Below are 25,926 nucleotides of genomic sequence, written 5' to 3'. Positions count from 1 at the left end.
AGGGTGCTCTTTTCTGAATTGGTTGTCAGTTGTCCAACGAGCGTTCTGCGGCGGCGACGACGGCCTCAGCGGTGAAGCCGAACTCCCGGAACAGGGTCTTGTCGTCGGCCGATGCGCCGTAGTGCTCGATCGAGATGATCTCGCCGGTGTCACCGACCAGCTTGTGCCAAGGCTGCGCGATGCCGGCCTCGACCGCAACACGTGCCGAGACGTCGGGCGGCAGCACCGCGTCGCGGTACTCCTTCGGCTGCGCCTCGAACCATTCCAGACACGGCATCGACACCACGTAGGCGACGATGTCCTTGTCCGCCAACAGCTTCTGTGCCTCGACGGCCAGCTGCACCTCGGAACCGGTCGCGATGATGATGACGTCCGCGTCGTCGGCCGGGTTACCGCCGCCGAGCACGTAGCCACCACGGGCAGCGCCGTCGGCGTCGGTGCCCTCGAGGACGGGTACCCCCTGGCGGGTCAGGATGAAACCGGTCGGGTTGTTGCCGTGCGTGCGCTGCAGGATGGTGCGCCAGGTGTAGGCGGTCTCGTTCGGGTCGGCGGGACGAACCACCGACAGGTTCGGGATCGCGCGCAGCGCGGCCAGGTGCTCGATCGGCTGGTGTGTCGGGCCGTCCTCACCCAGACCGATGGAGTCGTGGGTCCAGATGTAGATCGGGTCGATGTTCATCAGCGCGGCCAACCGCACCGCCGGACGCATGTAGTCGGCGAACTGCAGGAAGGTGCCCGCGAACGGACGCGTCGGGCCGTGCAGCACGATGCCGTTGAGGATCGAGCCCATGGCGTGCTCGCGGATGCCGAAGTGCAGCACCCGGCCGTACCAGTCGGCGGTGTAGTCCTCGGTCGAGATCGACGGCGGGCCGAACGACTTCACGCCGTTGATGGTCGTGTTGTTGCTACCCGCGAGATCGGCTGAGCCACCCCACAATTCGGGCAGCTTGCCGGCCACGTCGTTGAGCACCTTGCCGAACGCGGCACGCGTCGCGACGGCCTTGCTGCCCGGCTCCCAGTACGTCAGGTCGGCGTCCCAGCCCTCGGGCAGTTCGCCTGCGTGCAGGCGGTCCAGCAGCTTCTTGCGCTCGGGTTCTTTGGCGGCCCAGGCGTCGAAGGCGACCTGCCACTCGTCATGCGCCTGCTTGCCGCGGGCGACGAGCTCACGGGTGTGGGCGATGACCTCGGGCTTCACCTCGAAGCTCTTGTCCGGGTCGAAGCCGAGCACCTTCTTGGTGGCCGCCACCTCGTCGGCACCCAGTGCCGAACCGTGCACGCCACCGGTGTTCATCTTGGTGGGCGCCGGGTAGCCGATGATGGTGCGCACCGAGATGAACGACGGGCGGTCGGTCACCTTTCGTGCCTCTGCCAACGCAGCTTCGATGGCCGTGACGTTCTCACCGCCGTCGACCTCCTGGACGTGCCAGCCGTAGGCGCGGTAGCGGGCGCAGGTGTCCTCGGACAGCGCGATGTTGGTGTCGTGCTCGATGGAGATCTTGTTGTTGTCCCACAGCACGATCAGGTTGCCGAGCTGCTGGGTGCCGGCGAGGGACGACGCCTCGCTGGTGACGCCCTCTTCGATGTCACCGTCGGAGGCGATGACGTAGATGAAGTGGTCGAAGGGGCTCTCGCCGGGCGCGGCGTCGGGATCGAACAGGCCGCGTTCGTAGCGCGCGGCCATCGCCATGCCGACCGAGGAGGCCAGGCCCTGGCCCAGGGGACCGGTGGTGATCTCCACACCCTTGGTGTGGCCGTACTCGGGGTGGCCGGGGGTCAGCGAGCCCCAGGTGCGCAGCGCCTCGATGTCGGCCAGTTCGAGGCCGAAGCCGCCCATGTACAGCTGCAGGTACAGCGTCAGGCTGGAGTGCCCGCAGGACAGGACGAAGCGGTCGCGGCCGATCCAGGTGGTGTCGGACGGGTCGTGGCGCATCTGGCGCTGGAACAGGGTGTAGGCCAGCGGGGCCAGGCTCATCGCGGTTCCGGGGTGGCCGTTTCCGACCTTCTGCACCGCGTCCGCGGCGAGCACTCGTACGGTGTCGACGGCGGCCGAGTCGAGCTCGGTCCAGTCGTCCGGGTGGTGCGGGCGGGTGAGTTCGGAAATCTCTTCGACTGTGGTCACGGGCGCACTCCTACTGGGGGACGTCTCGGGCTCGGCAAATTGCAAGCGAGCTGCATGACTACCCTAGTGCGCGCCGCTGGTGTGGTGCAGACCGCTTCACCTTTGGCCTGTCCGTGATTGGGTTTCCGTTCACCCGAATGCACCCTGCGGTGTGGAGCACTCAGGTGCGCGGTCTACCATCGTCTGTAGTAGAGGCTGCGCGGCCGTGACTTCCGAGGAGATATCTGCGTGAGCATTCGCGAGCGCCGTTCCGTCCACGGGGCACACGGTTTCGGTCCCGGAGCTGCAGCGTCTGACGAGCACGACGCTGCGTCGGCGAACAAGTCGCCGAACCGGGTTCGGGACACGCTGCTGGCTTACATCGCGCTCACCAAGCCGCGCGTCATCGAACTGCTGCTGGTGACCACGATCCCGGCGATGCTGCTCGCGCACCGCTTCGACGTCGTGGCCAGCCAGGGTCCGATCAAGCCGCTGCTGATCCTCAACACCCTGGTCGGTGGCCTGCTCGCCGCCGCAGGCGCGAACACCCTGAACTGTGTCGCCGACGCCGACATCGACAAGGTGATGAAGCGCACCGCCCGCCGGCCGTTGGCGCGGGCGACCGTTCCGACCCGGAACGCGCTGATCTTCGGCCTGATCCTCACCGTCACGTCGTTCGTGTGGCTGTGGCGCAGCTCGAATCTGCTGTCGGGCCTGCTCGCGCTGGCGACCATCGCCTTTTACGTCTTCGTCTACACGCTGCTGCTGAAGCGCCGGACCTCGCAGAACGTGGTGTGGGGCGGCGCCGCCGGCTGCATGCCGGTGATGATCGGGTGGTCGGCGGTCACCGGCACCATCCAATGGCCCGCGCTGGTGATGTTCCTGATCATCTTCTTCTGGACGCCGCCGCACACCTGGGCACTGGCCATGCGCTACAAGGAGGACTACGAGGCAGCCGGCGTACCGATGCTGCCCGTCGTCGCCACCGAGCGCGAGGTCACCAAGCAGATCCTGATCTACACCTGGGCAACTGTCCTGACGACGCTCGCGCTGGCGTTCGCCACCGGTTGGCTGTACGCGGCGGTGGCGCTGGTCGCCGGTGCGTGGTTCCTGGTGATGGCGCACCAGCTGTACTCGGGTGTCAAGCGCGGTGAGCCGGTCAAGCCGCTGCGCCTGTTCCTGCAGTCGAACAACTATCTCGCGGTGCTGTTCTGCGCGCTGGCGGTCGACTCGGCGCTCGCGCTGCCGATGCTGTTCCACTGACCCGACCAGCTAGTTTGGGGACCATGCCCCAACTGGTGAGCCCCGACAATTTCGCCCGCGCCGAATCGGATCTGTACTTCGGCGGCATCGTCCGCGATGACGGCTTCGGCGCCTTCTTCCACAACCGCGAACTCAGCTCGATCGACCACCAGATCGTCATCCGGCAGAACCGCGACACCCTCTACTCGGCCGCGGTGTTCGACCTCGACGCGGGACCCGTCACGGTCACCCTGCCCGACAGCGCGGGCCGATTCATGTCGCTGCAGATCATCAATGAGGACCACTACACGACCCAGGTCGCCTACGCGCCCGCCGCGGTGACGCTCACGCGCGATGAGGTGGGCACGCGCTACGTCGCGGCAGCGGTCCGCACTTTGGTCGATCCGGGCGACGCCGCCGACGTGGCCGCCGTACACGCGCTGCAGGACGCCATCACCGTCGCGCAGGACGCCCCGGGAAGCTTCGTGGTACCCGACTGGGACCCGGTCAGCCAGAAAACCGTGCGCAATGCACTCGTCACGCTCGCCACCACGCTGCCGGACACCAGGGGCATGTTCGGTACCGCGGCCGACACGGACCCGGTGCGGCACCTGATCGGATCGGCCAACGCGTGGGGCGGCAACCCGCAGCGCGACGCGCTCTACCTGACCGCGGTGCCGTCCCAGAACGACGGCACCACCGTGCACCGGCTCACCGTCAAAGATGTTCCGGTGGACGGTTTCTGGTCGGTGACGGTCTACAACAAGGACGGCTACTTCACCGCCAACCCCCAGAATGCCTACTCGCTGAACAACATCACCGCCGTCAAGGACGCCGCCGGCTCGACGACGATCCAGTTCGGCGGCGCCGACGCCGCGAACCTGCTGCCGATCACTCCGGGGTGGAACTACACCGTGCGGTTGTACCGGCCACGGCCCGAGATTCTCGACGACAGCTGGACGTTCCCGGTGGCCGAACCGGCTTAGGGCACCAGCACCACGGAGCCGACGGTCAGGCGGGCCTGCAGGTCGGCGTGTGCGCGAGCGGCGTCGGCAAGCGGGTAGCGCTGACTGACCGTCACGTTGATGGTGCCGTCGGCGACGGCCTGCAGCAGTTCGCCTGCCCGCCAGGAGAATTCATCGGCGGTGCGGGTGTAGTGGGCAAGCGTCGGCCGGGTGACGAACAACGAGCCCGCGCTGTTGAGTCGTTGCAGGTCGAACGGCGGCACGGGTCCGCTCGAAGCGCCGAACAATGCCAGGGTTCCACGGACCGCGAGGCTGGCCAGGCTGGCCTCGAACGTGGAGGCACCCACACCGTCGTACACGGCGGCGACGCCGTTGCCGCCCGTCAGTTCGCGGATCTTGGCGCCGAACTCGGCGGGGTCGTCGGGATAGTCCAGCACCTCGATGGCACCCGCCTTGCGGGACAACTCTGCCTTGTCCTGGTTTGAGACCGTCGTGATGACCCGGACGGCCATACTGGTGGCCCACTGGGTCAGGATCAGCCCGACGCCGCCGGCGCCGGCGTGCAGCAGCACGGTGTCGCCCTGCTGCACCGGGTAGGTCGACTTGATCAGGTAGTGGGCCGTCATGCCTTTGAGAAGCGCCGCGGCGGCCACCTCGGGCTCCACGCCCTCCGGGACGTAGGCCACGTAATCGGCTGGTGCGACGCAGTATTCGGAGTAGGTGGCGTCCGCCGCCGCGGTGACCACCCGGTCGCCCACCGCCAGTGCCGCGACGTCGTCGCCGACGGCCGTGATGGTGCCGCAGACCTCCTGGCCCGGGATGTAGGGGACCGGACGCGGGTACAGCCCGGAGCGGAAATACGTGTCGATGAAGTTGACGCCGATGGCCTCGGCCTTGATCAGGACCTCGCCCGGGCCGGGGGTGGGCTCGGGGCGTTCGACGAAGGACAGGACTTCCGGACCGCCGAGTTCGGCGACTTCGATGGCATGCATGGCACCTATCATTCCAACGTGAAACTCGCGCGGCCCGATATCCGTCATCCCCGCATCGTTTTGGCTGGTTGCAACGCTCTCGTCGAAGGCGACGGCGACGACGACGGGTTGGTCAAGGCGTTGCGGGACCGCGGCTTGCATGCGAACTGGCTCGCGTGGGACGACCCGGCCACCCTGGCGGCCGACCTGGTGATCCTGCGGGCCACGTGGGACTACACCGAGCGACACGACGAATTCCTGGCCTGGACCACGAAGGTGCGCAATCTGCTGAACGCGCCCGAGGTGGTCGCGTGGAACAGCGACAAACGGTACCTGGCAGATCTGGCGGCGGCCGGGGTGCCGACGGTGCCGAGTGCTTTCTTCGCGCCGGGGGAGTCGGTGACCGTGGCCGCCGGTGAGGTTGTGGTCAAACCCGCGGTGGGCGCGGGTTCGGTTGGCGCGCAACGATTCGCCGATGCCGGCGCGGCCGCTGCGCACGCGGCCACGCTGCAGGCCGACGGCCGCACCGCGCTCATACAGCCCTACGACGTGCGCATCGAGGCGGGGGAGACCGCGCTGGTGTTCCTGGCCGGCAAGCAGTCGCACGCCTTCATCAAGGGGCCGATGCTGCCGCCACCGGGCGGCAGTGTGGAGATGCACGAGTCCGGCACGTATGCCGAGGAACAACTGCAGCCGGCCGACCCGGACTTCGAGTTGTGGGACGTCGGCTACGCGACGCTCGCCGCTGCGGCGGCACATCTCGGCATCGACCCGACGGAATTCCTCTACGCGCGGGTCGACGTCATCGGAGACCGGCGGGATCCCCGGCTGCTCGAGCTGGAGTTGGTCGAACCGGGGCTCGGCTGGCGGCAGCTGGCCGAGCCTGAACGTGCGCTGGCGCAACGGCAATTCGCTCTTGGTGTCGAGTCGGCTCTGGAGCGACTCGACCTCGGGCCGCTGCCGCAGCGGTAGCCATGTGTCGGCGACTGGGGCACCGCCGGCTGGAATGTTGGTTTTGGGTTACACGCTTGGCGCGTCATTACTCGACCGCTACCGAGGGTGCATATGATCCGGCTTGTGGCGACCGAGCAGCCGCGTGACGACTACGACCGCGGCATTCCCGACTACCGGAGACTGGCCTCCCAAATCGGGCACATCCTTGCTGCCAATGGGCCGAACATCATCGCTCCGAACGGCCGCGCGTTCTGGAAGCTCACCGACGCCAACAGTGGTGTGCTCGCGTGGCTTGCGTTCACTCGGCCAAATGGCTCGGCGTTGGCCCGTCGCAAGGTCTGGACTTTGATCCCGCGTCTGCAGGTTTTCATCGCCAACTGGTTCGTCAGCGTCGACCACCAGCTCACCGATCAGGTTCGGTGGGTACACACAAACATCGACATTTATGAGGCACGCGAACTAGCGCTGCTGGTGCCGGAGCCGTCGACCGACGATTTGAAGCGGATCACCCGACCCGAGGCGGTGCTGACACTGGATGACGTCGACCGGCACAAGGTCGTGACGGTGCTGGGCAAGGGAACGGATCATGCGCTGAAGGGACGACGATGACTCACCTGGACAAACAGGAATTCCACGCCTGGGCGTACGACGACCTGCTGTCGAACACCACCCGCGGCGTACTGGCCGAGTACATCGTTGCGAGAGCACTCGGCATCGACACCAAGAAAATCACGCGTGTCGAATGGGATAAGCACGACCTCGAAGTCGACGGTATTGGCGTGGAGGTGAAATCGGCTGCCTATGTCCAATCGTGGCATCAAGATCAAGACCTGTCTTCGATGATCTCGTTCAACATCGGCCCCGCGAAGTGGTGGGACGCCCGTACCAACACCTATGCCGCTAATACGGAGCGAAGCGCCGACGTGTATGTCTTCTGCTTGCTCAACGGCACGAAGCGCGCCGACATCAATCCGCTCGATGTCACACAATGGACGTTCCATGTCCTGGCGACGAGCATCCTCAATCAAAAAGCATTGGCACAGAAGACGATTCGGCTCGGACCGCTGATCGCCCTCGGTGCACAGGAGTGCGCGTGGGACGCGCTGGGGGATGTCATTCGGGAGAAGGCTTTGGCCAACCGCGAGCACTGATTGCCGGAACGTCGACCCACCCGTCGCGGGTTCGACACCTACACCGAGATGACGACCGCCGCCAGCACCGCCGCGATCTGCGACGCCGAACCCGTGGACGGAACTGTCACCCCGGGCATTCGATTCCTCGGAAGAGTTCTGCGAATGACGGAGCTGCAGGTCCGTAACTACGCGTCCGAAGAACTCGCAGCGTGGTTTGATGAGTATGCCCGGTACACCCGCGACTGTGTGAAGCGAGCGAGACTGGAGGGCCGCAGCATCCGGCCGGACTGCACCCACGAGGACTGCCTGCGATGTTCCTCCCCACCCCTTGGAGAACGGAGGCACGATGGCCTACAAGTACTTGGCTGACGGTGATTGCGCGGTGTGGCGATTGGGTGATGGCCCTGTCGCTCCGTGGATCGAGACGTTCAACCCGATCAGAGGCTGGATCGCCGCGGACCTTCCTCGGCAGGCCGGTGATGCACAGCCTGTTTCCGAGGCTGAGGCAATGCAGGTGTGCGACGCGCTGAGGCGACGCGTAGCTACGAACCGCATCCGCATGACCGCACTCGAAGCGGCGAAAGCGATCGCTCACCGCGAACACTCCCACCAATCGGACAAGGCTGGGCAGCCGTACATCGGGCACGTGTCCCGTGTCGCCGCACGAGTGTCCGACGACCACGACGCTGAGACAGTGGCATGGCTGCACGACGTCGTCGAGGACACCAGCATCGAACTGTCCGATTTAGGCGACGAATTCGCGCCGCACGTCGTCGCAGCTGTCGATGCGATCACCCGCCGCGTAGGCGAAGCCCCAGCCGACTACTACCGACGGGTCCGCGGTAATGACCTGGCACGCCGTGTAAAGCTCGCCGACATCGCCGACAACTCTGACCCTGTCCGTCTAGCCGGCTTGGATTCGGCGACTCGTGAACGCCTTGAACGCAAGTACCGACAGGCGCTGGAAGCAGTATCGGCTTAGCCCACTGTTCTGACTCGGGGCACACCGGTGATGCACTGTCGTTGCCTATCGTCCGGAGTTGCCAGTGCTAGCGCCTGCAAGTCGGGGCTACGCCTAAAGTTGTCAGTGGTCAGGTTTACCGTCGCGATTGAAAGGGGGTGCCATGGCGCAGCCAATTCCGAAGTTTCCCGACTACTGGTCCGAAGCCGATCTCAACGATCTGCCCGCGGACGGGCACCGCTACGAGATCGTCGATGGGAGCCTGCTCGTGACGCCGCCGCCGTTGGACATCCACCAGGGGATAGGTGCAAAGCTGTTGATTCTTCTCGCGACCGCGGCTCCGGCTGGCTGGCGGGTGCTGTACGAAGTCGGTGTTCGCGTCCCGGGTGGCAATTTCATTCCTGATCTGGTTGTGCTGAAGCCTGATGCCGTCCGCGGAGTCGAATGGCATGAGTCGTCCGACGTTGCGCTGGTTGTCGAGATTGCTTCGCGCTCAACTGAACTCGTCGACCGGAGTCTGAAGGTCATCAAGTACGCCGAAGCGGGAATCCCAAACTACTGGCGGATTGAGCGCGACGGAACGGTCGAAGTTCGCGCGCTCACCGACGGTCAGTACGTCATGAAGGGCACGATTGCGCCCGGGGAACCGGCACACCTTGCCGAGCCCTTCAGTGTGGAATTCGACCCCGCGAATCTCACTGATTAGCGGAGCTTGGGGCACAACGCGACCGCATCGACGCCCATAGCGCCGCTGTCGCTGCGGTGCAGGCACCTGCGCCCGCGACATGGATGGCGACCAGAACCGCGGGTACGCCGGTGTAGAACTGGACGGCGCCGACCGCACCCTGGGCAAGGACCAGCGCGGCGAGGACGGCCAGCCGCAGCAGCACCGGCTTGGGGGCGCGTACCGCGAGCAGGCCGAAAGCCAGCCCGATGACGAAGCTGAGGTAGGCCACCAGCAACGACGAGTGCAGGTGCGCCAGATCGGTGATCTCGACCTGCAGGCGCTTGACGGGTTGCAGGGCGCTCTTGTCGCCGGCATGCGGTCCGGCACCGGTCACCAGCGTGCCGGTCACCAGCACTGCGGACAACGTGACGGCGGTGAGTGCGGTGAACCAGCGCAGCGGCTGCGGTACGACGAGTTGGTCGGTGCCTGAATCGGGTTCGCCGATCTTGACGTAGAGCAGCACCGCCAGCCAGACCATCACCATGGACACCAGCAGGTGGACGGCGACGGTCCACCACAGCAGTCCGGTGCGGACCGTGATGCCGCCGATGACCGCCTGCACGACAGTCGACGCCGGCATCAGCCAGGCGTATACCTTGACTTCGCGGCGGCGGCCGGCGCGGATGACGGCGAGGACCGCCAGGGCAGCCGTCAGCACCACGCCGAACGTGAACATCCGGTTGGTGAATTCGACGGCCTGATGCACCACGGGTACCTCGGCGTGCGGCACCGGCACGAAGCTGCCGGGGAAGCACTGCGGCCAGGTCGGGCAGCCCAGTCCGGACGCGGTCACGCGGACGATGGCCCCGGTGACGGCGATGCCGCCCTGGGTCAGGATGACCAGGAATGCGATGAGCCGCTGGACCCGAAGCGAGGGGATGGGCAGCTTGTCGAGCACAGGCTGATGGTAGATCAGCGCTAACTACGTGGCGTAGTAGGGGCGACGAACGGCACCAGCACCTGATCGACGAGGTCGACCACCAGCTCGTCGGTGATGGCGTCGCCGGTGATGAGGAGTCGGTGCCACAGCACGCTCTGGCCGAGCTCGCGGGCGATCTCCACGGGCACGTCGGCGCGGACGTCGCCGCGGGTCACCCCGCGCGCCAGGAGGTCGGCCATCTCCTGCTTGCGCCAGCCGATCACGTCGGCCCGGAACGCGGCGGCGAGTTCGTCGTCCCCGGTCATCGCGGCGACCACCGCTCGCATGGTGGCGGCTTGCGGCCCGGTGAACACCGCGGCCCAGCCGCGCAGCACCGCCAGCATGTCGCCGCGGTAGCTGCCGGTGTCGGTGTGCGGTATCGCCGCTTTCGGGTTGCGCAGCAAGGTGTCTCGCAGCAATGCGGCACCGTCGGGCCAGCGTCGGTAGAGCACCGGTTTGCTGGTGCGGGCCGCGGCGGCGACGGCCTCCATGGTCACCCCGGCCGGTCCCTGCTCGGTGAGCAGCGTCATGACCGCGGCGCGGATCGCCGCATCGAGTTCGTCGCCGCGTCGTCGCATCAGACCTCCTTGAAGAAACGCTTGCGTATCTTAACCGATGAGCCTAGTGTCTTGTTAAGAAACGGAATCGTATCTTGGAGGAAGCCATGAGCCGCCCGATCCTGTACCCGCTGCGAGCCCTCGACACCGCGACCGTCCGTTACACCCGGGCGCCCCACGGCCGTCGCCGGGTGACCATCGAGCACCGGCCACTACGTGGGGTGACGCCGGCGATGCTGCTGGACTGGTTCACGCACCTCGGCGGCACCATGCGCTACGGCGATGAGGTGATCGACCGGTACTTGGCCTGGCATCCCGTCGACCACATCCGCTGGGAACTGGTCCGGCCCGCCTCGACTGGAGGTGCGGCCGAAGGCGCGCGGTTCCGCATCGTCGAGGCGTTCGGTGGCCGGCCGGAGTACCACGTCGACGTGGTGGACCGGGTCGAGAAGCTCGACGCGACCGGCATCCGGCTGGTGCAGCGCGTGGCTGGGGTGATCGTGTTCTGCCTTGAGCACACCTGGTCAGCGGGCGCCGAAGGGGCGCACTACGTCAGCGTGCTCGATGTCGGCGCGCGGTCGGCGATCATGACGCCGGTCAACCGCGTGCTGGCCCGGCGGTTTCCCGACGACATGGTGCGGGCATGGGTGAAGCACAACATCGAAGAGGTCGGGCAGCTGGAATTCCTGCTGCCGCAGTTGGTGCCCGTCAGCTGAACCGGAACCAGCGCATCGCGGCCAGTCCGGCCAGTGCGCCCCACACGGCCAGCACAGCGATGCCGAACCAGTCCACCGACAGCGTCATCGCCTGGGTGAGCGACTCGGTCAGTGCGCCCGACGGCGTCAGCCGCGCCACCCAGCGCAACGCATCGGGGACCACCCGGTGCTCGATGGTCAGGGCGCCGAGACCGGCCAGGATGAACCACAACAGGTTCGCCAGGGCCAGCACGATCTCGGCCTTCAGTGTCCCGCCGAGGAGCAGGCCCAGCGCGGCGAACGACGCGGTACCGATCGCAATGACCACCGCACCGAGGAGCAGGCTCAGCGGGCTCGGCCGCCAGCCCAGCGCAATGCCGATGCCGCCCAACAGGATTGACTGCAGGAACACCGTGGTGACCACGGCGAGCGACTTGCCGGCGATGATGCCCCACACCGGCAGCGCGGTGGCGCCGAGGCGTTTGAGCGCGCCGTAGCGCCGATCGAAGGCGACGGCGATGGCCTGCCCGGTGAACGCCGTCGAGATCACCGCCAGCGCCATGATTGGCGGGGTGAACGTGCCCGGACGGTGGTCGCCCAGCGAGCCCAGCGGCAGCAGCGTGAGCCCGATCAGCAGCGTGATCGGGATGAACATGGTCAGCAGCAGTTGCTCGCCGTTGCGCAGCAGCAGCTTGAGCTCCAGGCTGTACTGCGCCGCGAGCATCGCGGGGATGGCGGCGGGCCGCGGGTCCGGGGTGAACGTCCCCGGTGCGAACCGATTGGTCTCGGTACTCACGACCGCAGCTCCCGTCCGGTCAGGTCGAGGAACACGTCCTCGAGGCTGCGCTGCTCGACGCGCATGTCGGTGGCCAACACATTCAGGCGGGCGGCCCACGCGGTGACGGTGGCCAGCACCTGCGGGTCGATATGGCCTTCCACCAGGTATTCGCCGCTGGCGGCTTCGGTGGCGCGGTAGCCCTCGGGCAGCGCGGAGATCAGCAGCGACAGGTCCAGCTTGGGGGGCGCGGAGAAGCGCAACTGGTTCTCGGCGCCACCGCGCATCAGGTCGGCGGGCGTGCCCGCGGCCACCGCTGCGCCGTGGTCGATGATCACGATGTGGTCGGCCAGTTCCTCGGCCTCGGTCAGCTGGTGGGTGGTGAGCACGACCGTCACGCCGTCACGGCGCAGGCCTTCGATCAACTCCCACACCACAATTCGGGCGTGGGCGTCCATGCCGGCGGTGGGTTCGTCGAGGAATACCAGCTCCGGACGTCCGACGATGGCGCAGGCCAGCGCCAGGCGCTGCTGCTGGCCACCGGAGAGCCGACGGTAGGTGGTGCGGGCGGCCTCAGTCAGTCCCAGGGTGTCCAGCAGCCACTGCGGATCGAGTGGATTGGCCGAGTACGCCGCCACCAGATTCAGCATTTCGCCGGCCTTGGCAGCGGGGTAGCCGCCGCCGCCCTGCAGCATCACACCGATGCGGGCGCGCAGCTTGGCGTTGTCAGCCGTCGGGTCCAGACCCAGGATCGAGATGCTCCCGGAGTCGGGTTTGTTGAAGCCTTCGCACATCTCGACGGTGGTGGTCTTGCCGGCGCCATTGGGGCCGAGCAGGGCCAGCACCTGGGCGCGGTGCACTTCGAGGTCCAGGTTGTTTACGGCCTGGATATCGCCGTAGCGCTTGCTGACGCCGCGCAGCAGAACGGGCGTCTCACTGGAACTCACGGTGATTCAGCGTAAGCGTCGGGCCTGGCAGGGGAGCTACCAGGGGCGTCACCGTTGTCTGATTCCGGCAATCCGCGCCACGGCAGGCGGTTACGGGTCAGCGCGATCAACAGCAGCACGATGACGGTGCTGGCCAAGGTGGCGTCGAGAATCTGGAACAGCGCGAACCGGTCGCCGTTGGCCGTCGGGCCGAAGACGCCGACGACGAACGTCACCACGATGGTCGTGCCGCGGAAGCCCGGCCGGGTGGCCCAGCAGGCCAGCGGGATGATCGCCCACAGCAGGTACCAGGGCTGCACGACGGGGAACAGCAGCACCGTCGCGCCCATGGCGACGCCGAGGCCGCCCAGTGGGTGCAGCCGCCCCCTCAGCACCGACAGCAGCAGCCAGCTCACCAGCACACCGATGACGAAGACGCCGATCCCACGCGTCAGCCCGAGGACCGCGGTGGTGTGATCGCCCAGTCCCAGCAGGATGCCGACCTGTCCGGTACCGAGCGCGACCAGCGTCGGCGGCGACATCCAGGACCGCACCACGTTGGCGGTGCCGAGGGTGAACAGCCAGCCGAAGCCCAGGCCGCTGGCCCAGCCGATGAGCGCCATGACCGCGAGTGCGACGGTGCCCAGCGGCACGCAGGCCTGGAAGAAGGCCTTGACCGTCCCGCCGAGCCGGCGCGCGAGGGCCATCGCCACGAAACCCAGTGCGAGCAGGGACGGCAGCTTGATCTGCGACGACATGGCGATCAGCACCGTGCCGGTGAGCAGCATCGCCAGTGGGTACCAGGCGGCCCAGTCATCGCGGTGCCGTGGCCGGCGCAGGGGCCGTGGGAGGAACGGGCGGGCGGAATCGATGCCGCGCATGGCGAATTCGGTGCCGGCGAGCATCAGTCCGAGCATCGGCGCTTCGTTGTGGATGCCCGCGATGAGGTGCATGAAGAGCAGGGGATTACACGGTCCCAGCCACAGTGCGCTGACTTCGGCGACACCGCAGCGGCGCGCCAGCCGTGGCGTTGCCCACACCGTGGCCGCGACCCCGAGCAGCACGACCAGCCGGTGCGAGAGCACGCCGGCGACGATGTTGTCGCCGGTTATCTCGGAGATGCCGCGCCCGATCCACAGGAACAGCGGTCCGTAGGGCGCCGGCGTTTCCCGCCACAGGCTGGGCACCGTCAGGGTGAAGACGTGGCCGAGCCCGAGACCGGTCGCCGGGCCGACGCGGTAGGGGTCCAGCCCGATGCTCGCGATCTGGCTCTGCGCCAGATAGGAGTAGACGTCCTTGCTGTACATCGGCGGCGCGATCAGCAGGGGCAGCGCCCACAGCAGCAGCGTCTGGTCCAGCTGGCTGCGGGACATCCGGCGTTTGCCCAGCGTGTAGCGGCCCAGCATCAGCCAGGCCAACGCCATCATGACGGCGCCGGTCGTGGTCATGGTTAGCGAGACGGTCTGGATGCGGGACGGCAGGTTCAGCAGGCGCACCCCGAACGTCGGGTCCTGCACGACGGGCCGGGCGCCGGCGCCGAGCGCGCCGATGGCCATCAGTACCGTTCCGGTCGCCCCGAACCGGCGGGTCCGGCGCAGGGAGGCGATCTCGGACGCATTGAGGGGGGAGCCGACGGACGGCTCGTCGGCATGCCAGTGCGCGACGGCCGTGCTCAGGTGCTGAAGGCGGTCGGGCATCAGAGCAGATTAGCCGTAGGCCGTTTTCGGGCCGCTGAACCGCGGGACCGCGGTGATAAGGGTTACCTTCCTAGATTCGGTTTCTGAATTCCGTCACAATGGTGTTGTGAAATTGCCGTCCGGAGCTCCCGAAGCTGTCGGCACCGCGACCGCGGTGGCGTCGGCCACGGCTGTTTCCGACGGTCACACCCGCTCGGCGATCGTGCAGTTGCTGCTGGAAGGCGCCGTGACCGCGAGCCAGATCGGCGAGCAACTCGGCATCTCCGCGGCCGGCGTGCGGCGTCATCTCGACGCGCTCATCGAGGCCGGCGACGCCGAATCCAGCGCCGCCGCCGCGTGGCAGCACAACGGCCGTGGCCGTCCCGCCAAGCGCTACCGCCTCACCGCCGCCGGGCGCGCCAAGCTCGGCCATACCTACGACGACCTCGCCGCGGCCGCCATGCGCCAGCTGCGTGAGATCGGTGGCGACGACGCCATCCGCACCTTCGCCCGTCGCCGTATCGACTCGATCCTGTCCGGCGTCACCGCGACCGACGACATCACCGACACCGCGGATCAGGTGGCCACGGCGCTGACCAAGGCCGGCTACGCCACCACGACGACGCCGGTGACCGGACCCATCGGCGGCGTGCAGATCTGCCAGCACCACTGTCCGGTGTCGCACGTCGCCGAGGAATTCCCCGAGCTGTGCGACGCCGAGCGCGAAGCGTTCGCCGAGGTACTCGGTACGCACGTGCAGCGCCTGGCCACCATCGTCAACGGCGATTGTGCGTGCACTACGCACGTCCCCGTGATCCCCGAGAACGCAGTCCACTCCATCCACACCGCGACCCAAGAAGAAGGAGTGTCGCAATGACGACCACCCCGGAACAGTTGACCCAGGAGGAAACCATTGCCTCCCTGGGCACCTACGGCTATGGCTGGGCTGACAGTGATGCCGCAGGCGCCGCCGCGACCCGCGGGCTGAACGAGGCTGTTGTCCGCGACATCTCCGCCAAGAAGAACGAGCCCGAGTGGATGCTCGACTTCCGGCTCAAGTCGCTGCACATCTTCGACAAGAAGCCCATGCCGCGCTGGGGCAGCGACCTCGACGGCATCGACTTCGACAACATCAAGTACTTCGTGCGGTCCACCGAGAAGCAGGCCACGTCCTGGGAGGAACTGCCCGAGGACATCAAGAACACCTACGACCGCCTGGGCATCCCGGAGGCCGAGAAGCAGCGCCTGGTCGCCGGCGTCGCCGCGCAGTACGAGTCCGAAGTGGTGTACCACCAGATCCGCGAAGACCTCGAGGCGCTGGGCGTCATCTTCCTGGACACCGACTCGGGCCTGCGTGAGCACCCGGAGCTGTTCAAGAAATACTTCGGCACCGTGATCCCGTCCGGTGACAACAAGTTCTCCGCGCTGAACTCCGCCGTGTGGTCGGGTGGCTCGTTCATCTACGTGCCGCCGGGCGTGCACGTCGACATCCCGCTGCAGGCCTACTTCCGGATCAACACCGAGAACATGGGCCAGTTCGAGCGGACGCTGATCATCGCCGACGAGGGCTCCTACGTGCACTACGTCGAGGGATGTACTGCGCCGATCTACAAGTCGGACTCGCTGCACTCGGCCGTCGTCGAGATCGTGGTGAAACCCGGTGCGCGCGTTCGGTACACGACCATCCAGAACTGGTCGAACAACGTCTACAACCTGGTCACCAAGCGAGCCCGCGCCGAGGCCGGCGCGACCATGGAGTGGATCGACGGCAACATCGGTTCGAAGGTCACCATGAAGTACCCGGCGGTCTGGATGACCGGCGAGCACGCCAAGGGCGAGGTGCTCTCGGTGGCGTTCGCGGGTGAAGGCCAGCACCAGGACACCGGCGCCAAGATGGTGCACCTGGCTCCGAACACGTCCTCGAATATCGTCTCGAAGTCCGTCGCCCGCGGTGGCGGCCGGTCGTCGTACCGCGGCCTGATCCAGGTCAACAAGGGTGCACACGGCTCCAAGTCGAGCGTGAAATGCGATGCGCTGCTGGTGGATAACATCAGCCGCTCGGATACGTACCCGTACGTCGACATCCGTGAGGACGACGTCACGATGGGTCACGAGGCCACGGTGTCGAAGGTCAGCGAGGATCAGATGTTCTATCTGATGAGCCGCGGCCTGACCGAGGACGAGGCCATGGCGATGGTGGTGCGCGGCTTCGTCGAGCCCATCGCCAAGGAACTGCCAATGGAATACGCGCTCGAGCTGAACCGGCTGATCGAGCTGCAGATGGAAGGTGCTGTCGGTTAATGACCAACTTGACCGAGGCGGCGGAGGGAATCGTCGCCACGCAAGGTACACCGTTGGCTCCCGCCAACAAGGGCGAGCTGTTTACGTCCTTTGACGTCAACGCTTTCGAAGTGCCGCACGGCCGCGACGAGCTCTGGCGGTTCACTCCGCTGAAGCGACTGCACGGCCTGCACGACGGCTCCGCCGAAGCCACCGGCGCTGCGCGCATTGAGGTTTCGGCGCGTGACGGTGTCACCGTCGAGACCGTCGGGCGCGACGATTCGCGGCTGGGCCAGGGCGGTGTTCCGGCCGACCGCGTTGCCGCACAGGCATATTCGTCGTTCACCGAGGCCACCATCGTGTCCGTCGGGCGCGATGTTCAGGTCGCCGAGCCCATCGAGATCGCCATCGCCGGTCCCGGTGAGGGCAAGACCGCCTATGGCCACCTGCAGCTGCGGGTCGCCGAACTGGGCGAGGCCGTCGTCGTCATCGACCAGAGCGGCAGCGGAACTTACGCTGACAACATCGAATTCGTCGTCGGCGACGCCGCGCGGCTGACAGTCGTGTCGATCGCCGACTGGGCCGACGACGCGGTGAACGTCAGCACCCACCACGCCACCCTGGGCAAGGACGCAGTGCTGCGGCACGTCGCCGTCACCCTCGGCGGCGACGTCGTACGGTTGACCTCGCGCACCCGCTACCTCGCGGCCGGCGGCGACGCCGAGATGCTGGGCCTGTACTTCGCCGACGACGGTCAGCACTTCGAGTCGCGGCTGCTTGTCGACCACGCGGTGCCGAACTGCCGCTCCAACGTGTTGTACAAGGGTGCGCTGCAAGGGGATCCGGACTCGAAGAAGCCCGATGCTCACACCGTGTGGATCGGCGACGTGCTGATCCGCGCAGAGGCGCTGGGCACCGACACCTTCGAGGTGAACCGCAACCTGGTGCTCACCGACGGCGCGCGCGCCGACTCGGTGCCGAATCTCGAGATCGAGACCGGCGAGATCGTCGGCGCCGGACACGCCAGTGCCACCGGACGTTTCGACGACGAGCAGCTCTTCTATCTGCAGGCCCGCGGTATCCCCGAAGACCAGGCCCGCCGCCTGGTGGTCCGGGGCTTCTTCGGCGAGATCATCCAAAAGATCGCCGTGCCGGAAGTCCGCGAACGCCTCACCGCCGCCATCGAACACGAACTTGAACTGACTGAAGGACGCAACAACTCATGACCACACTGGAAATCAAGGACCTGCACGTCTCGGTCACCGCACCCGACGGCGCCGACGTGCCGATCCTCAAGGGCGTCAACCTGACGGTGAAGTCGGGCGAAACCCACGCGGTCATGGGCCCCAACGGTTCTGGCAAGTCGACGCTGTCGTACGCCATCGCCGGCCACCCCAAGTACACCGTCACCTCCGGGTCCATCACCCTGGACGGCGAGGACGTGCTGGAGATGAGCGTCGACGAGCGTGCGCGCGCCGGCCTGTTCCTGGCCATGCAGTACCCGGTCGAGGTGCCCGGCGTCTCGATGTCGAACTTCCTGCGCACCGCGGCCACTGCTGTTCGAGGCGAGGCGCCCAAGCTGCGGCACTGGGTCAAAGAGGTCAAGACCGCCATGTCCGAGCTGGACATCGACCCGGCGTTCGGCGAGCGCAGCGTCAACGAAGGCTTCTCCGGTGGTGAGAAGAAGCGCCACGAAATCCTGCAGCTGGGCCTGCTGAAGCCGAAGATCGCCATCCTCGACGAGACCGACTCCGGCCTCGACGTCGACGCCCTGCGCGTCGTCTCCGAGGGCGTCAACCGCTACGCCGAGGCCGAGCACGGCGGCGTCCTGCTCATCACGCACTACACCCGCATCCTGCGCTACATCCGTCCGCAGTTCGTGCACGTCTTCTTCGATGGCCGCATCATCACCTCCGGTGGACCGGAGCTGGCCGACGAACTCGAAGAGAACGGCTACGAGCGCTACACCACCGCGGCTGCTGAGGCCTGACAGTGACCGCGTCAGTTGATCTCGACCTGACGCGGATCAGGGCCGACTTCCCGATCCTGAGTCGGGTGATGCGCGGCGGAAACACGTTGGCGTACCTCGATTCCGGGGCTACGTCGCAGAAGCCGCTACAGGTCCTCGATGCCGAGCGGCAGTTTCTGACCACCTCCAACGGCGCGGTGCACCGTGGTGCACACCAGCTGATGGAGGAGTCCACGGACGCCTACGAACAGGGCCGCGCGGACATTGCGGCGTTCGTCGGTGCCGATGACGACGAGCTGGTGTTCACCAAGAACGCCACCGAGGCGCTGAACCTGGTGTCGTATGCGGTGGGGGACAACCGGTTTGACCGCATGGTCGGGCCGGGAGACGTCATCGCAACCACCGAGCTGGAGCACCACGCGAACCTGATCCCATGGCAGGAGCTGGCTCGTCGCACCGGTGCCGAGCTGCGTTGGTACCGCGCCACTGATGACGGTCGTATCGACCTGGATTCGCTGCAGCTCGATGACCGGGTGAAAGTGGTTGCCTTCACTCATCATTCGAATGTCACGGGAGCCATTGCACCGGTCGCCGAACTGGTGGCACGGGCCAAAGCCGTCGGCGCGCTGACGGTGCTCGACGCCTGCCAGTCGGTGCCGCACCAGCCCATCGACTTCCACGCCCTCGACGTCGATTTCGCGGCGTTCTCTGGCCACAAGATGTTGGGCCCCACTGGAATTGGTGTGCTGTACGGCCGTCGTGAGCTGCTGAATGCGTTGCCGCCGTTCCTCACGGGCGGGTCCATGATCGAGACCGTCACCATGGAATCGGTGATTTACGCGCCCGCGCCGCAGCGGTTCGAGGCCGGCACCCCGATGACCTCGCAGGTCGTCGGGTTGGCTGCTGCCGCACGGTATTTGAGTGCCATCGGCATGGCTGCCATCGAGGCGCACGAAGCCGAGTTGGTGGCTGCGACACTGGAGGGTCTGTCCCAGATTCCGCAGGTGCGGATCATCGGGCCGACCACCACCGAGCATCGCGGATCGCCGGTGAGCTTCGTGCTCGACGGAGTCCACGCCCACGACGTCGGCCAGATTCTCGACGACGAGGGCATCGCCGTCCGCGTTGGCCACCACTGCGCGGCCCCGCTGCACCGGCGGTTCGGCATCGCGGCGACCGCGCGGGCGTCGTTCGCCGTCTACAACACGCTCGACGAGGTTGACCGCTTGGTCGCGGGCGTCAAACGCGCTATCGAATTTTTTGGGCGTGATTCCACATGAGAATGGAACAGATGTACCAGGAAGTGATCCTGGACCACTACAAGCACCCGCATCATCGCGGGCTGCGCGAGCCGTTCGGCGCGCAGGTGCACCACGTCAACCCGACATGCGGTGACGAGGTGACGCTGCGGGTGACGCTGTCCGACGACGGCGAGACCATCGCCGACATCTCGTACGACGGCCAGGGTTGTTCAATCAGCCAGGCATCGACGTCGGTGCTCACTGATCAGGTGATCGGTCAGAGCGTCGACGAAGCACTCAAGACCGTCGGCGCATTCACCGAGATGATTTCCTCCCGCGGAAGCGTGGAGGGAGACGAAGATGTGTTGGGTGACGGCATCGCATTCGCCGGCGTCGCCAAATATCCGGCGCGGGTGAAATGCGCGCTGCTGGGTTGGACTGCGTTCAAAGCCGCGCTCGCCGAGGCGAGTGCCAAAGACACCGTGCTGGCAGCTGTCGGCACCAATGCGGAGGGTAAGCGATGAGTGAAGCCACACCCGAGGAAACGACTGCGGTCAACGCCGTCGATGACCCCGAACTGCTCGATGCGGTCGAGGAGGCGATGCGCGACGTCGTCGACCCCGAGCTGGGCATCAATGTCGTCGACCTCGGCCTGGTCTACGGCATGAGCCTTGAAGAAGGCGATGAAGGCACCGTCGCGAAGCTCGATATGACGCTGACGTCGGCGGCCTGCCCGTTGACCGACGTCATCGAAGACCAGTCGCGGACTGCCTTGGTGGGTGCGGGCCTGGTCAGCGATCTGAAGCTGAACTGGGTGTGGAACCCGCCGTGGGGGCCGGACAAGATCACCGACGACGGCCGCGAGCAGCTTCGGGCGCTCGGCTTCACGGTCTAGTCCTAAATTTCGCTGAAACGGCGTTCGAGTGGGCGCGTCCAGGCTTGACAATGTTTGCTGAGACGTTCTGTCCACACTTGCGTAAATAACGCCGCTCAACGACACTACTATCCGAATCTCCGGTCTGATGACCGGTTGCGGAGTCGGCGTGGAGTCGATGTGTTGTGCCGTCGGCGACGTCGAATGTCCGTCGTTCCACCGGCGAACCAACTTGTTTGCCTTGCTTGATGGTGTGGTGGAAGGACGGGAACACCGGGTGGTCACTGAACAGATGGATTCCGGACGCCAGAAGGGCTCTGGGCGGACGGCAGCCTCACCCGGTTACGGATCGGGAGGGAATCCGGCCGCACCCAAAACGGATACGAAAGTGCCCAAGGGTTTTCGTCCCGACATCGAGGGACTACGCGCCATTGCGGTTCTGGCAGTCGTCTTGTTCCACGCCGAAATACCCGGGGTCAAGGGCGGTTTCGTCGGTGTTGACGTCTTCTTCGTCATCTCCGGATTCCTGATTTCCGGCGTGCTGTGGCGCGAAGTCGGTACCTCGGGGAGCATCAGCCTGCGCCGCTTCTGGGGTGCCCGCGCACGGCGGTTGCTGCCGGCGTCGGCCACTGTGGGTGTTGTCACCGTCATTGCGGCGGCCTTCATCGTGTCGCCCCTACAGGTCAAGACCGTCGGCCTGGACGCGATCACCAGCGCGCTCTATGTGAGCAACTACTGGTTCATTGCTTCGGGAATCAACTATTTCGGTAGAGATGCCCTCACCACACCGTCGCCGTTTCAGCACTACTGGTCGCTGGGCGTAGAGGAACAGTTCTACCTGCTGTGGCCGGTTCTCCTGATCGTGACGGCCTGGTTCGTACGTCGGGTGGTACGACGAGGTCGTGACCGGAACGAGGGGACGTCGTCGCCGGTTCCGTTCATCGCAATGCTTGGACTGGTTGTGGTGGTGTCGTTCGCGACGTCGCTGGTGCTGACCTACATCATGCCGCCGGCCGCCTACCTGTCATTGCCCACCCGCGCTTGGCAGTTGGCCATCGGTGGACTGGTGGCGCTCACCGCGGTCTACTGGCAGCGGCTGCCGCGTATCGGCGCCGCTGTGCTGGGGTGGGCCGGTCTGGCGATGGTGCTGTTCTCCTGCTACTGGATCGACGGCGCATCCGATTACCCCGGTGTTGTCGCGCTGCTTCCCACGCTGGGCGCGGCGCTGATCATCGCGGCCGGGTGCGCGCATGCAGAGACGGGGTGCGGTCGCTTCCTGGGGTTGGCGCCGATGCGGTCGATCGGCCGGATTTCGTATTCGTGGTATTTGTGGCACTGGCCGGTGCTGGTGTTGATCCCGGCATTCCTGGGTCACGCGGTGAGCCTGCCCGTGCGACTGGCCGCGGCGGCATTGTCGGCAGGGTTGGCCGTGCTGACCCTGCGGTACATCGAAAACCCGCTGCGATTCGCTGACCGCATTCGTACATCGCCTCGCAACAGCCTGGGCCTGGGCGCCGTCGTCACTGCAATCGCGGTGGGTGCGGGAGCGATCTTGCTGGTGGGAACACCCGCGCCGGTCGGACACGGACCGGCGGCGCCGCCACTGGCTTTCGCCGCCAAGCCGACGCCGCAGGGTCTTCCGATGGCGGCGTACGACACTGCTGTGCGGGATGCGTTCGCCCAGGTGAACACAGTTGTCAAGGCGTCGGTGGGAATGACGGCCGTGCCGTCGAATCTGACGCCGTCGCTCACCGGCACCGCTGCCGAGATCAATTCGATTGTCGCGAACGGCTGCGTGCGTTCGCTGCCGTTCGACGGCAGTCACCCGGAGTGCGTGACGGGTAACCGGTCATCGGCGACGACGATCGCCGTGTTCGGCGACTCCCACGCCGGCATGTGGAACCCCGCATTCCAGCGGGCTGTCGATGAGCGGGATTGGCGCATGGTGCTGATGGGGAAAGCTTCATGCCCGGTTGTCGACCTACCGCTCACGTCCCATCTGAATGCGATGTCGGAGGAGTTGCAGCGCTGTGCCCAGTGGCGTGACGGCATCATGGCCCGACTGCGCGCCGAGCCCCCGCAACTGGTGGTGGTGACCGCGGTACGGGGCTACGGCCCGGACGGCATCGGCGTGTGGGGCAAACCGGGGTTCAACCCGTTCAATTCCGGGTGGATCGACGGATTGGGGCACCTGGTGAAGGAGCTCCGCAGCTTTGGTTCGCAGGTGTTGGTCCTAGGGCCGGAACCGAGCCTCCCCTCGGTGGCAACAAGCTGCCTGGCGGGGCATCTGGATGACGCAAAGGCGTGCGCGGGTACGTGGCCTGCCAACTACAACGCCGGTATCGCGGCCGAAACTGCTGTCGTTCGCGACAACGGTGGGCAGTACATGAACACCGGCGATTTGTTCTGCTCGAGCGACAACTGTCCGGCGGTAGTGGGCAACACGATGGTGTTCTACGACGGGAGCCATCTGACGCGCGAGTACTCAGCAGCCATGGGGCCGGCCATGGGTGCCTTGATCGACCGGGCGCTCGCCAACCACTGAGCGGAAGGTGAACTCCGAAGCGCTCAGGCCTGTGGATAACTCTCGATTCTGAGGCGCTGTCGCAGCGTTTTTGTCGGTCGCCTTCTCTAGCTTCCAGCGCATCAGGACCAAGGCGGTCCGATGCGACAGGAAGGCACCACGATGAACGCTGACATCGAACAATTGCGGGCCGCGTGCGAACGCGATCTCGGCGATCCCGCCAGCTGGCCCATGCCGGTCGGCTATCCAAACTCGTTGGCGCTGTGCATCATTGACGCGATCTACGCGACCGGCGCTCGCCATGAGACTGTCGACACGATCATCGAGCGGTACCGCAGCTATCGAGCGGGCCAGGGCGGTGACGCCGACACTGACGGTGCACCCGAACTGCTCGCGAATGTCGAGGCACTGGGTGGCCCAGAACCGTGGGCCGCCCAGATCGGTAATCGGCGGCCGACATCCACCAGGAAAGACGCACCGCTGCGCTCGGTGGCGCTGACGGAGGTCGCGCAAGCCTTTGTCGCACTGGGGATCAGCACCACCGAAGACCTGCGGGTGGTCGCCGCGGACCCCGAGCTGGCGAAGGAGGCCAAGCGGGCGTGGTGCGCGATACCCGGTCAGCGCTCGGGCTTCACCTGGCGCTTCCTGCTGATGCTGGCGGAACTGCCCGGCACGGATCCGAGCGTCGCGGCATACGTCGCGCGCGAAATCGGTCGCGACGGCCCGATCGACACCGCGGGCCTGCTCGCCGCCGTCGCGGATGCGGCCGGCTGGCACGCCGATGCGCTGCACCAGGCGATCTGGCGGTTCGAAGCACGCCGCGCACACGAGCTGCCGTCATCGGCATGACAGCAGACAACTGACCGGCAGCCGGGCACCGGCGGAATCGGTTGAGCCGCCACGGTGTTGCATAGGCTCATGACCGTCGATGCATCTGGACTCTTCGCCCCACTGGCCCTGCGGAACCTGACCGTACCCAACCGGTTCGCGATGGCGCCCATGACCAGGCAGGCGTCGCCCGGAGGTGTGCCGGGGCCCGACGTGGCGGAGTACTACGCGCGTCGGGCTGCCGGCGGCGTCGGCCTGATCATCACCGAAGGCGTGCGGGTGGGCGACCCGTCGGCCGCCGGCTCGCCGGACATCCCGACGCTCGTGGGCGTGGAGGCGCTCGACGGCTGGCGCAACGTCACCAGCGCGGTGCACCGCCACGGGGCGACCATCGCCGCCCAGCTGTGGCACCAGGGCGCCGAGCGTGGTGACCGCGACGGGGTGGCGCCGGTCAGTCCGTCGGGAGTCAACGGACTGGGTGAGCGGATCGGCCGTGCCCTGGCGGCCGACGAGCTTCCCGCCGTCGCGCAGTGGTACGCCGAGGCGGCACGCAACGCCAAGGAGGTCGGCTTCGACGCGGTCGAACTGCACGGCGCCCACGGCTACCTGCTCGACCAATTCCTGTGGACCCGAACGAATCTGCGTACCGACGAATACGGGGGCTCGGTGCAGAATCGCACCCGCTTCCCGGCCGAGGTCGTCGCGGCGGTGCGCGCGGCGGTCGGCCCGGACTACCCGATCATCTACCGCTTCTCGCAGTGGAAGGGCACCGACTACAACGCGACGCTGGTCGACGACCCGATGCAGCTGCAGGAACTGCTGGCGCCGCTGGTCGACGCCGGTGTCGATGCGCTGCATCCCTCGACGCGTCGGCACTATGTGCCGGCGTTCCCCGACGCCGACCCCGCTCTGACCCTGGCCGGCTGGACCAAGAAGGTCACCGGGACGCCCGTCATCACGGTCGGTTCGGTCGGTCTGCAGACCGCATTCCGCTCCGAGAAGCCCGGCCAGGTCATCGAACCGGGGCCGGTGGATCAGCTGGTGGAGCAGTTCGACGCCGGCGAGTTCGACATGGTCGCGATCGGGCGGGCGCTGCTCGCCGACCCCGGTTGGGTGAACCGCCTGCGCAGCGGCACCCTGGACGGGTTCAATGGCTACGACGCGGCCAGTGCGCTGGCACGATTGAGCTGACCAGATACTGGGAACAAGCAGGTACACCGCAATGTTGGGAGAAGCGTGAGCACCAAGGACATCACCGCCGCCGAATTCAACGGCATCATCAGCGACAACGACATCGTGCTGGTGGACTTCTGGGCGTCATGGTGCGGGCCGTGCCGGGCGTTCGCTCCGACGTTCACCGCATCGTCCGAGAAGCACCCCGACGTCTTCCACGCCAAGGTCGACACCGAGGCCGAGCAGGCGCTGGCCTCCGCGGCCGAAATCCAGGCCATCCCGACCCTGATGGCGTTCAAGAAGGGCCAGCTGGTGTTCCGGCACTCGGGCATGCTGGCGGCCAATCAGCTCGACGAGGTCATCAGCCAGATCAAGGAATTCGACATCGACGCCGCGATGGCCGAAAAGGGCGACGGCACCGACGCCTGAGCCCGGCCG

At 66.5% G+C, this 25,926-nt stretch carries 26 protein-coding genes; 19 read left to right on the top strand and 7 right to left on the bottom strand.

The genetic code is table 11. The features are described from left to right. Window positions 1–25: 25 nt before the first annotated feature. Window positions 26–2,119 carry a transketolase gene (gene tkt / locus G6N46_RS04690; RefSeq protein WP_138249171.1) on the bottom strand — a complete coding sequence of 698 codons (2,094 nt, stop codon included), beginning with the start codon at window positions 2,117–2,119 and terminating at the stop codon, window positions 26–28. Window positions 2,120–2,347: 228 nt separating this feature from the next. On the opposite strand from tkt, the gene G6N46_RS04685 reads away from it, so the two are divergent. Continuing rightward, window positions 2,348–3,361, top strand: coding sequence for a heme o synthase (locus G6N46_RS04685; RefSeq protein ID WP_163692600.1), 1,014 nt, complete (start codon window positions 2,348–2,350; stop codon window positions 3,359–3,361). A 35-nt stretch (window positions 3,362–3,396) separates the two neighbouring features. Further along, window positions 3,397–4,326, top strand: coding sequence for a DUF1214 domain-containing protein (locus G6N46_RS04680; RefSeq protein ID WP_163693108.1), 930 nt, complete (start codon window positions 3,397–3,399; stop codon window positions 4,324–4,326). Here G6N46_RS04680 and G6N46_RS04675 read toward each other — a convergent pair. Further along, window positions 4,323–5,297, bottom strand: coding sequence for a quinone oxidoreductase family protein (locus G6N46_RS04675; protein WP_133427668.1), 975 nt, complete (start codon window positions 5,295–5,297; stop codon window positions 4,323–4,325). The genes G6N46_RS04680 and G6N46_RS04675 overlap by 4 nt on opposite strands. 18 nt (window positions 5,298–5,315) lie before the next feature. On the opposite strand from G6N46_RS04675, the gene G6N46_RS04670 reads away from it, so the two are divergent. The 5 genes from G6N46_RS04670 to G6N46_RS04650 all read left to right on the top strand — a co-directional run bounded on the left by G6N46_RS04670 (window position 5,316) and on the right by G6N46_RS04650 (window position 9,030). Continuing rightward, on the top strand, window positions 5,316–6,248 hold the full coding sequence (locus tag G6N46_RS04670; RefSeq protein ID WP_138249173.1) for an ATP-grasp domain-containing protein: 933 nt from the start codon (window positions 5,316–5,318) through the stop codon (window positions 6,246–6,248). Window positions 6,249–6,353: 105 nt separating this feature from the next. Beyond that, complete coding sequence (locus G6N46_RS04665; RefSeq protein WP_234880638.1) at window positions 6,354–6,839, top strand: hypothetical protein; 486 nt, start codon at window positions 6,354–6,356, stop codon at window positions 6,837–6,839. Then, window positions 6,836–7,381 carry a hypothetical protein gene (locus G6N46_RS04660; protein ID WP_138249175.1) on the top strand — a complete coding sequence of 182 codons (546 nt, stop codon included), beginning with the start codon at window positions 6,836–6,838 and terminating at the stop codon, window positions 7,379–7,381. Before G6N46_RS04665 ends, G6N46_RS04660 begins: the two co-directional genes overlap by 4 nt. A 328-nt stretch (window positions 7,382–7,709) precedes the next feature. Beyond that, a complete protein-coding gene (locus G6N46_RS04655; RefSeq protein ID WP_234880639.1) occupies window positions 7,710–8,345 on the top strand; it encodes an HD domain-containing protein in 636 nt (211 codons plus the stop codon). A gap of 142 nt (window positions 8,346–8,487) precedes the next feature. Further along, window positions 8,488–9,030 carry a Uma2 family endonuclease gene (locus G6N46_RS04650; protein WP_138249176.1) on the top strand — a complete coding sequence of 181 codons (543 nt, stop codon included), beginning with the start codon at window positions 8,488–8,490 and terminating at the stop codon, window positions 9,028–9,030. Here G6N46_RS04650 and G6N46_RS04645 read toward each other — a convergent pair. After that, a complete protein-coding gene (locus G6N46_RS04645; protein ID WP_174814017.1) occupies window positions 9,020–9,949 on the bottom strand; it encodes a COX15/CtaA family protein in 930 nt (309 codons plus the stop codon). The two genes, G6N46_RS04650 and G6N46_RS04645, sit on opposite strands and share 11 nt — an antisense overlap. A 20-nt stretch (window positions 9,950–9,969) precedes the next feature. Further along, window positions 9,970–10,551 carry a TetR/AcrR family transcriptional regulator gene (locus G6N46_RS04640; protein WP_138249178.1) on the bottom strand — a complete coding sequence of 194 codons (582 nt, stop codon included), beginning with the start codon at window positions 10,549–10,551 and terminating at the stop codon, window positions 9,970–9,972. 83 nt (window positions 10,552–10,634) lie between these two features. Here G6N46_RS04640 and G6N46_RS04635 point away from each other — a divergent pair, with 83 nt between their 5' ends. After that, window positions 10,635–11,243, top strand: coding sequence for a hypothetical protein (locus G6N46_RS04635; protein WP_138249179.1), 609 nt, complete (start codon window positions 10,635–10,637; stop codon window positions 11,241–11,243). Here the strand turns inward: G6N46_RS04635 and G6N46_RS04630 are convergent. The 3 genes from G6N46_RS04630 to mptB are packed head-to-tail and all read right to left on the bottom strand — an operon-like array spanning window position 11,236 to window position 14,620. Further along, the gene (locus G6N46_RS04630; RefSeq protein ID WP_138249180.1) at window positions 11,236–12,018 is read right to left on the bottom strand and encodes an ABC transporter permease; all 783 of its coding nucleotides are present in this window, start codon (window positions 12,016–12,018) and stop codon (window positions 11,236–11,238) included. The two genes, G6N46_RS04635 and G6N46_RS04630, sit on opposite strands and share 8 nt — an antisense overlap. Beyond that, window positions 12,015–12,944, bottom strand: coding sequence for an ABC transporter ATP-binding protein (locus tag G6N46_RS04625; RefSeq protein WP_163692597.1), 930 nt, complete (start codon window positions 12,942–12,944; stop codon window positions 12,015–12,017). Before G6N46_RS04625 ends, G6N46_RS04630 begins: the two co-directional genes overlap by 4 nt. After that, window positions 12,941–14,620, bottom strand: a complete 1,680-nt coding sequence (gene mptB / locus G6N46_RS04620; protein WP_138249182.1) for a polyprenol phosphomannose-dependent alpha 1,6 mannosyltransferase MptB — start codon at window positions 14,618–14,620, stop codon at window positions 12,941–12,943. The genes G6N46_RS04625 and mptB overlap by 4 nt, the downstream gene beginning before the upstream one ends. 34 nt (window positions 14,621–14,654) lie before the next feature. On the opposite strand from mptB, the gene G6N46_RS04615 reads away from it, so the two are divergent. From G6N46_RS04615 to trxA, 11 genes are all read left to right on the top strand, one after another. After that, the gene (locus G6N46_RS04615; RefSeq protein ID WP_174814109.1) at window positions 14,655–15,476 is read left to right on the top strand and encodes a helix-turn-helix transcriptional regulator; all 822 of its coding nucleotides are present in this window, start codon (window positions 14,655–14,657) and stop codon (window positions 15,474–15,476) included. Further along, entirely contained in the window at window positions 15,473–16,900 is a 1,428-nt protein-coding gene (gene sufB, locus G6N46_RS04610) for a Fe-S cluster assembly protein SufB (RefSeq protein ID WP_138249183.1), read from the top strand. Before G6N46_RS04615 ends, sufB begins: the two co-directional genes overlap by 4 nt. Next, complete coding sequence (gene sufD, locus G6N46_RS04605) at window positions 16,900–18,105, top strand: Fe-S cluster assembly protein SufD (protein WP_138249184.1); 1,206 nt, start codon at window positions 16,900–16,902, stop codon at window positions 18,103–18,105. The genes sufB and sufD overlap by 1 nt, the downstream gene beginning before the upstream one ends. Further along, a complete protein-coding gene (sufC, locus tag G6N46_RS04600) occupies window positions 18,102–18,869 on the top strand; it encodes a Fe-S cluster assembly ATPase SufC (RefSeq protein ID WP_138249185.1) in 768 nt (255 codons plus the stop codon). Before sufD ends, sufC begins: the two co-directional genes overlap by 4 nt. A gap of 2 nt (window positions 18,870–18,871) precedes the next feature. Continuing rightward, window positions 18,872–20,128, top strand: coding sequence for a cysteine desulfurase (locus G6N46_RS04595; RefSeq protein ID WP_138249186.1), 1,257 nt, complete (start codon window positions 18,872–18,874; stop codon window positions 20,126–20,128). After that, entirely contained in the window at window positions 20,125–20,613 is a 489-nt protein-coding gene (gene sufU / locus G6N46_RS04590; protein WP_138249187.1) for a Fe-S cluster assembly sulfur transfer protein SufU, read from the top strand. The genes G6N46_RS04595 and sufU overlap by 4 nt, the downstream gene beginning before the upstream one ends. After that, window positions 20,610–20,984, top strand: coding sequence for a metal-sulfur cluster assembly factor (locus tag G6N46_RS04585; RefSeq protein WP_138249188.1), 375 nt, complete (start codon window positions 20,610–20,612; stop codon window positions 20,982–20,984). Before sufU ends, G6N46_RS04585 begins: the two co-directional genes overlap by 4 nt. Window positions 20,985–21,351: 367 nt before the next feature. Further along, window positions 21,352–23,508, top strand: a complete 2,157-nt coding sequence (locus tag G6N46_RS04580; RefSeq protein WP_234880640.1) for an acyltransferase family protein — start codon at window positions 21,352–21,354, stop codon at window positions 23,506–23,508. Window positions 23,509–23,649: 141 nt separating this feature from the next. Continuing rightward, entirely contained in the window at window positions 23,650–24,336 is a 687-nt protein-coding gene (locus G6N46_RS04575; protein WP_138249189.1) for a DUF8548 family protein, read from the top strand. Window positions 24,337–24,405: 69 nt separating this feature from the next. Beyond that, window positions 24,406–25,506: an NADH:flavin oxidoreductase gene (locus G6N46_RS04570; RefSeq protein ID WP_138249190.1), complete on the top strand. Its 1,101-nt coding sequence runs from the start codon at window positions 24,406–24,408 to the stop codon at window positions 25,504–25,506. A gap of 45 nt (window positions 25,507–25,551) precedes the next feature. After that, window positions 25,552–25,917, top strand: coding sequence for a thioredoxin (gene trxA / locus G6N46_RS04565; protein WP_138249191.1), 366 nt, complete (start codon window positions 25,552–25,554; stop codon window positions 25,915–25,917). Window positions 25,918–25,926 lie beyond the last annotated feature (9 nt).

The organism is Mycolicibacterium phocaicum (genome assembly GCF_010731115.1).
Taxonomy (GTDB): domain Bacteria; phylum Actinomycetota; class Actinomycetes; order Mycobacteriales; family Mycobacteriaceae; genus Mycobacterium; species Mycobacterium phocaicum.
The sequence above is the reverse complement of the archived record's forward strand: the minus strand, read 5'-3'. Positions and strand labels throughout refer to the sequence as shown.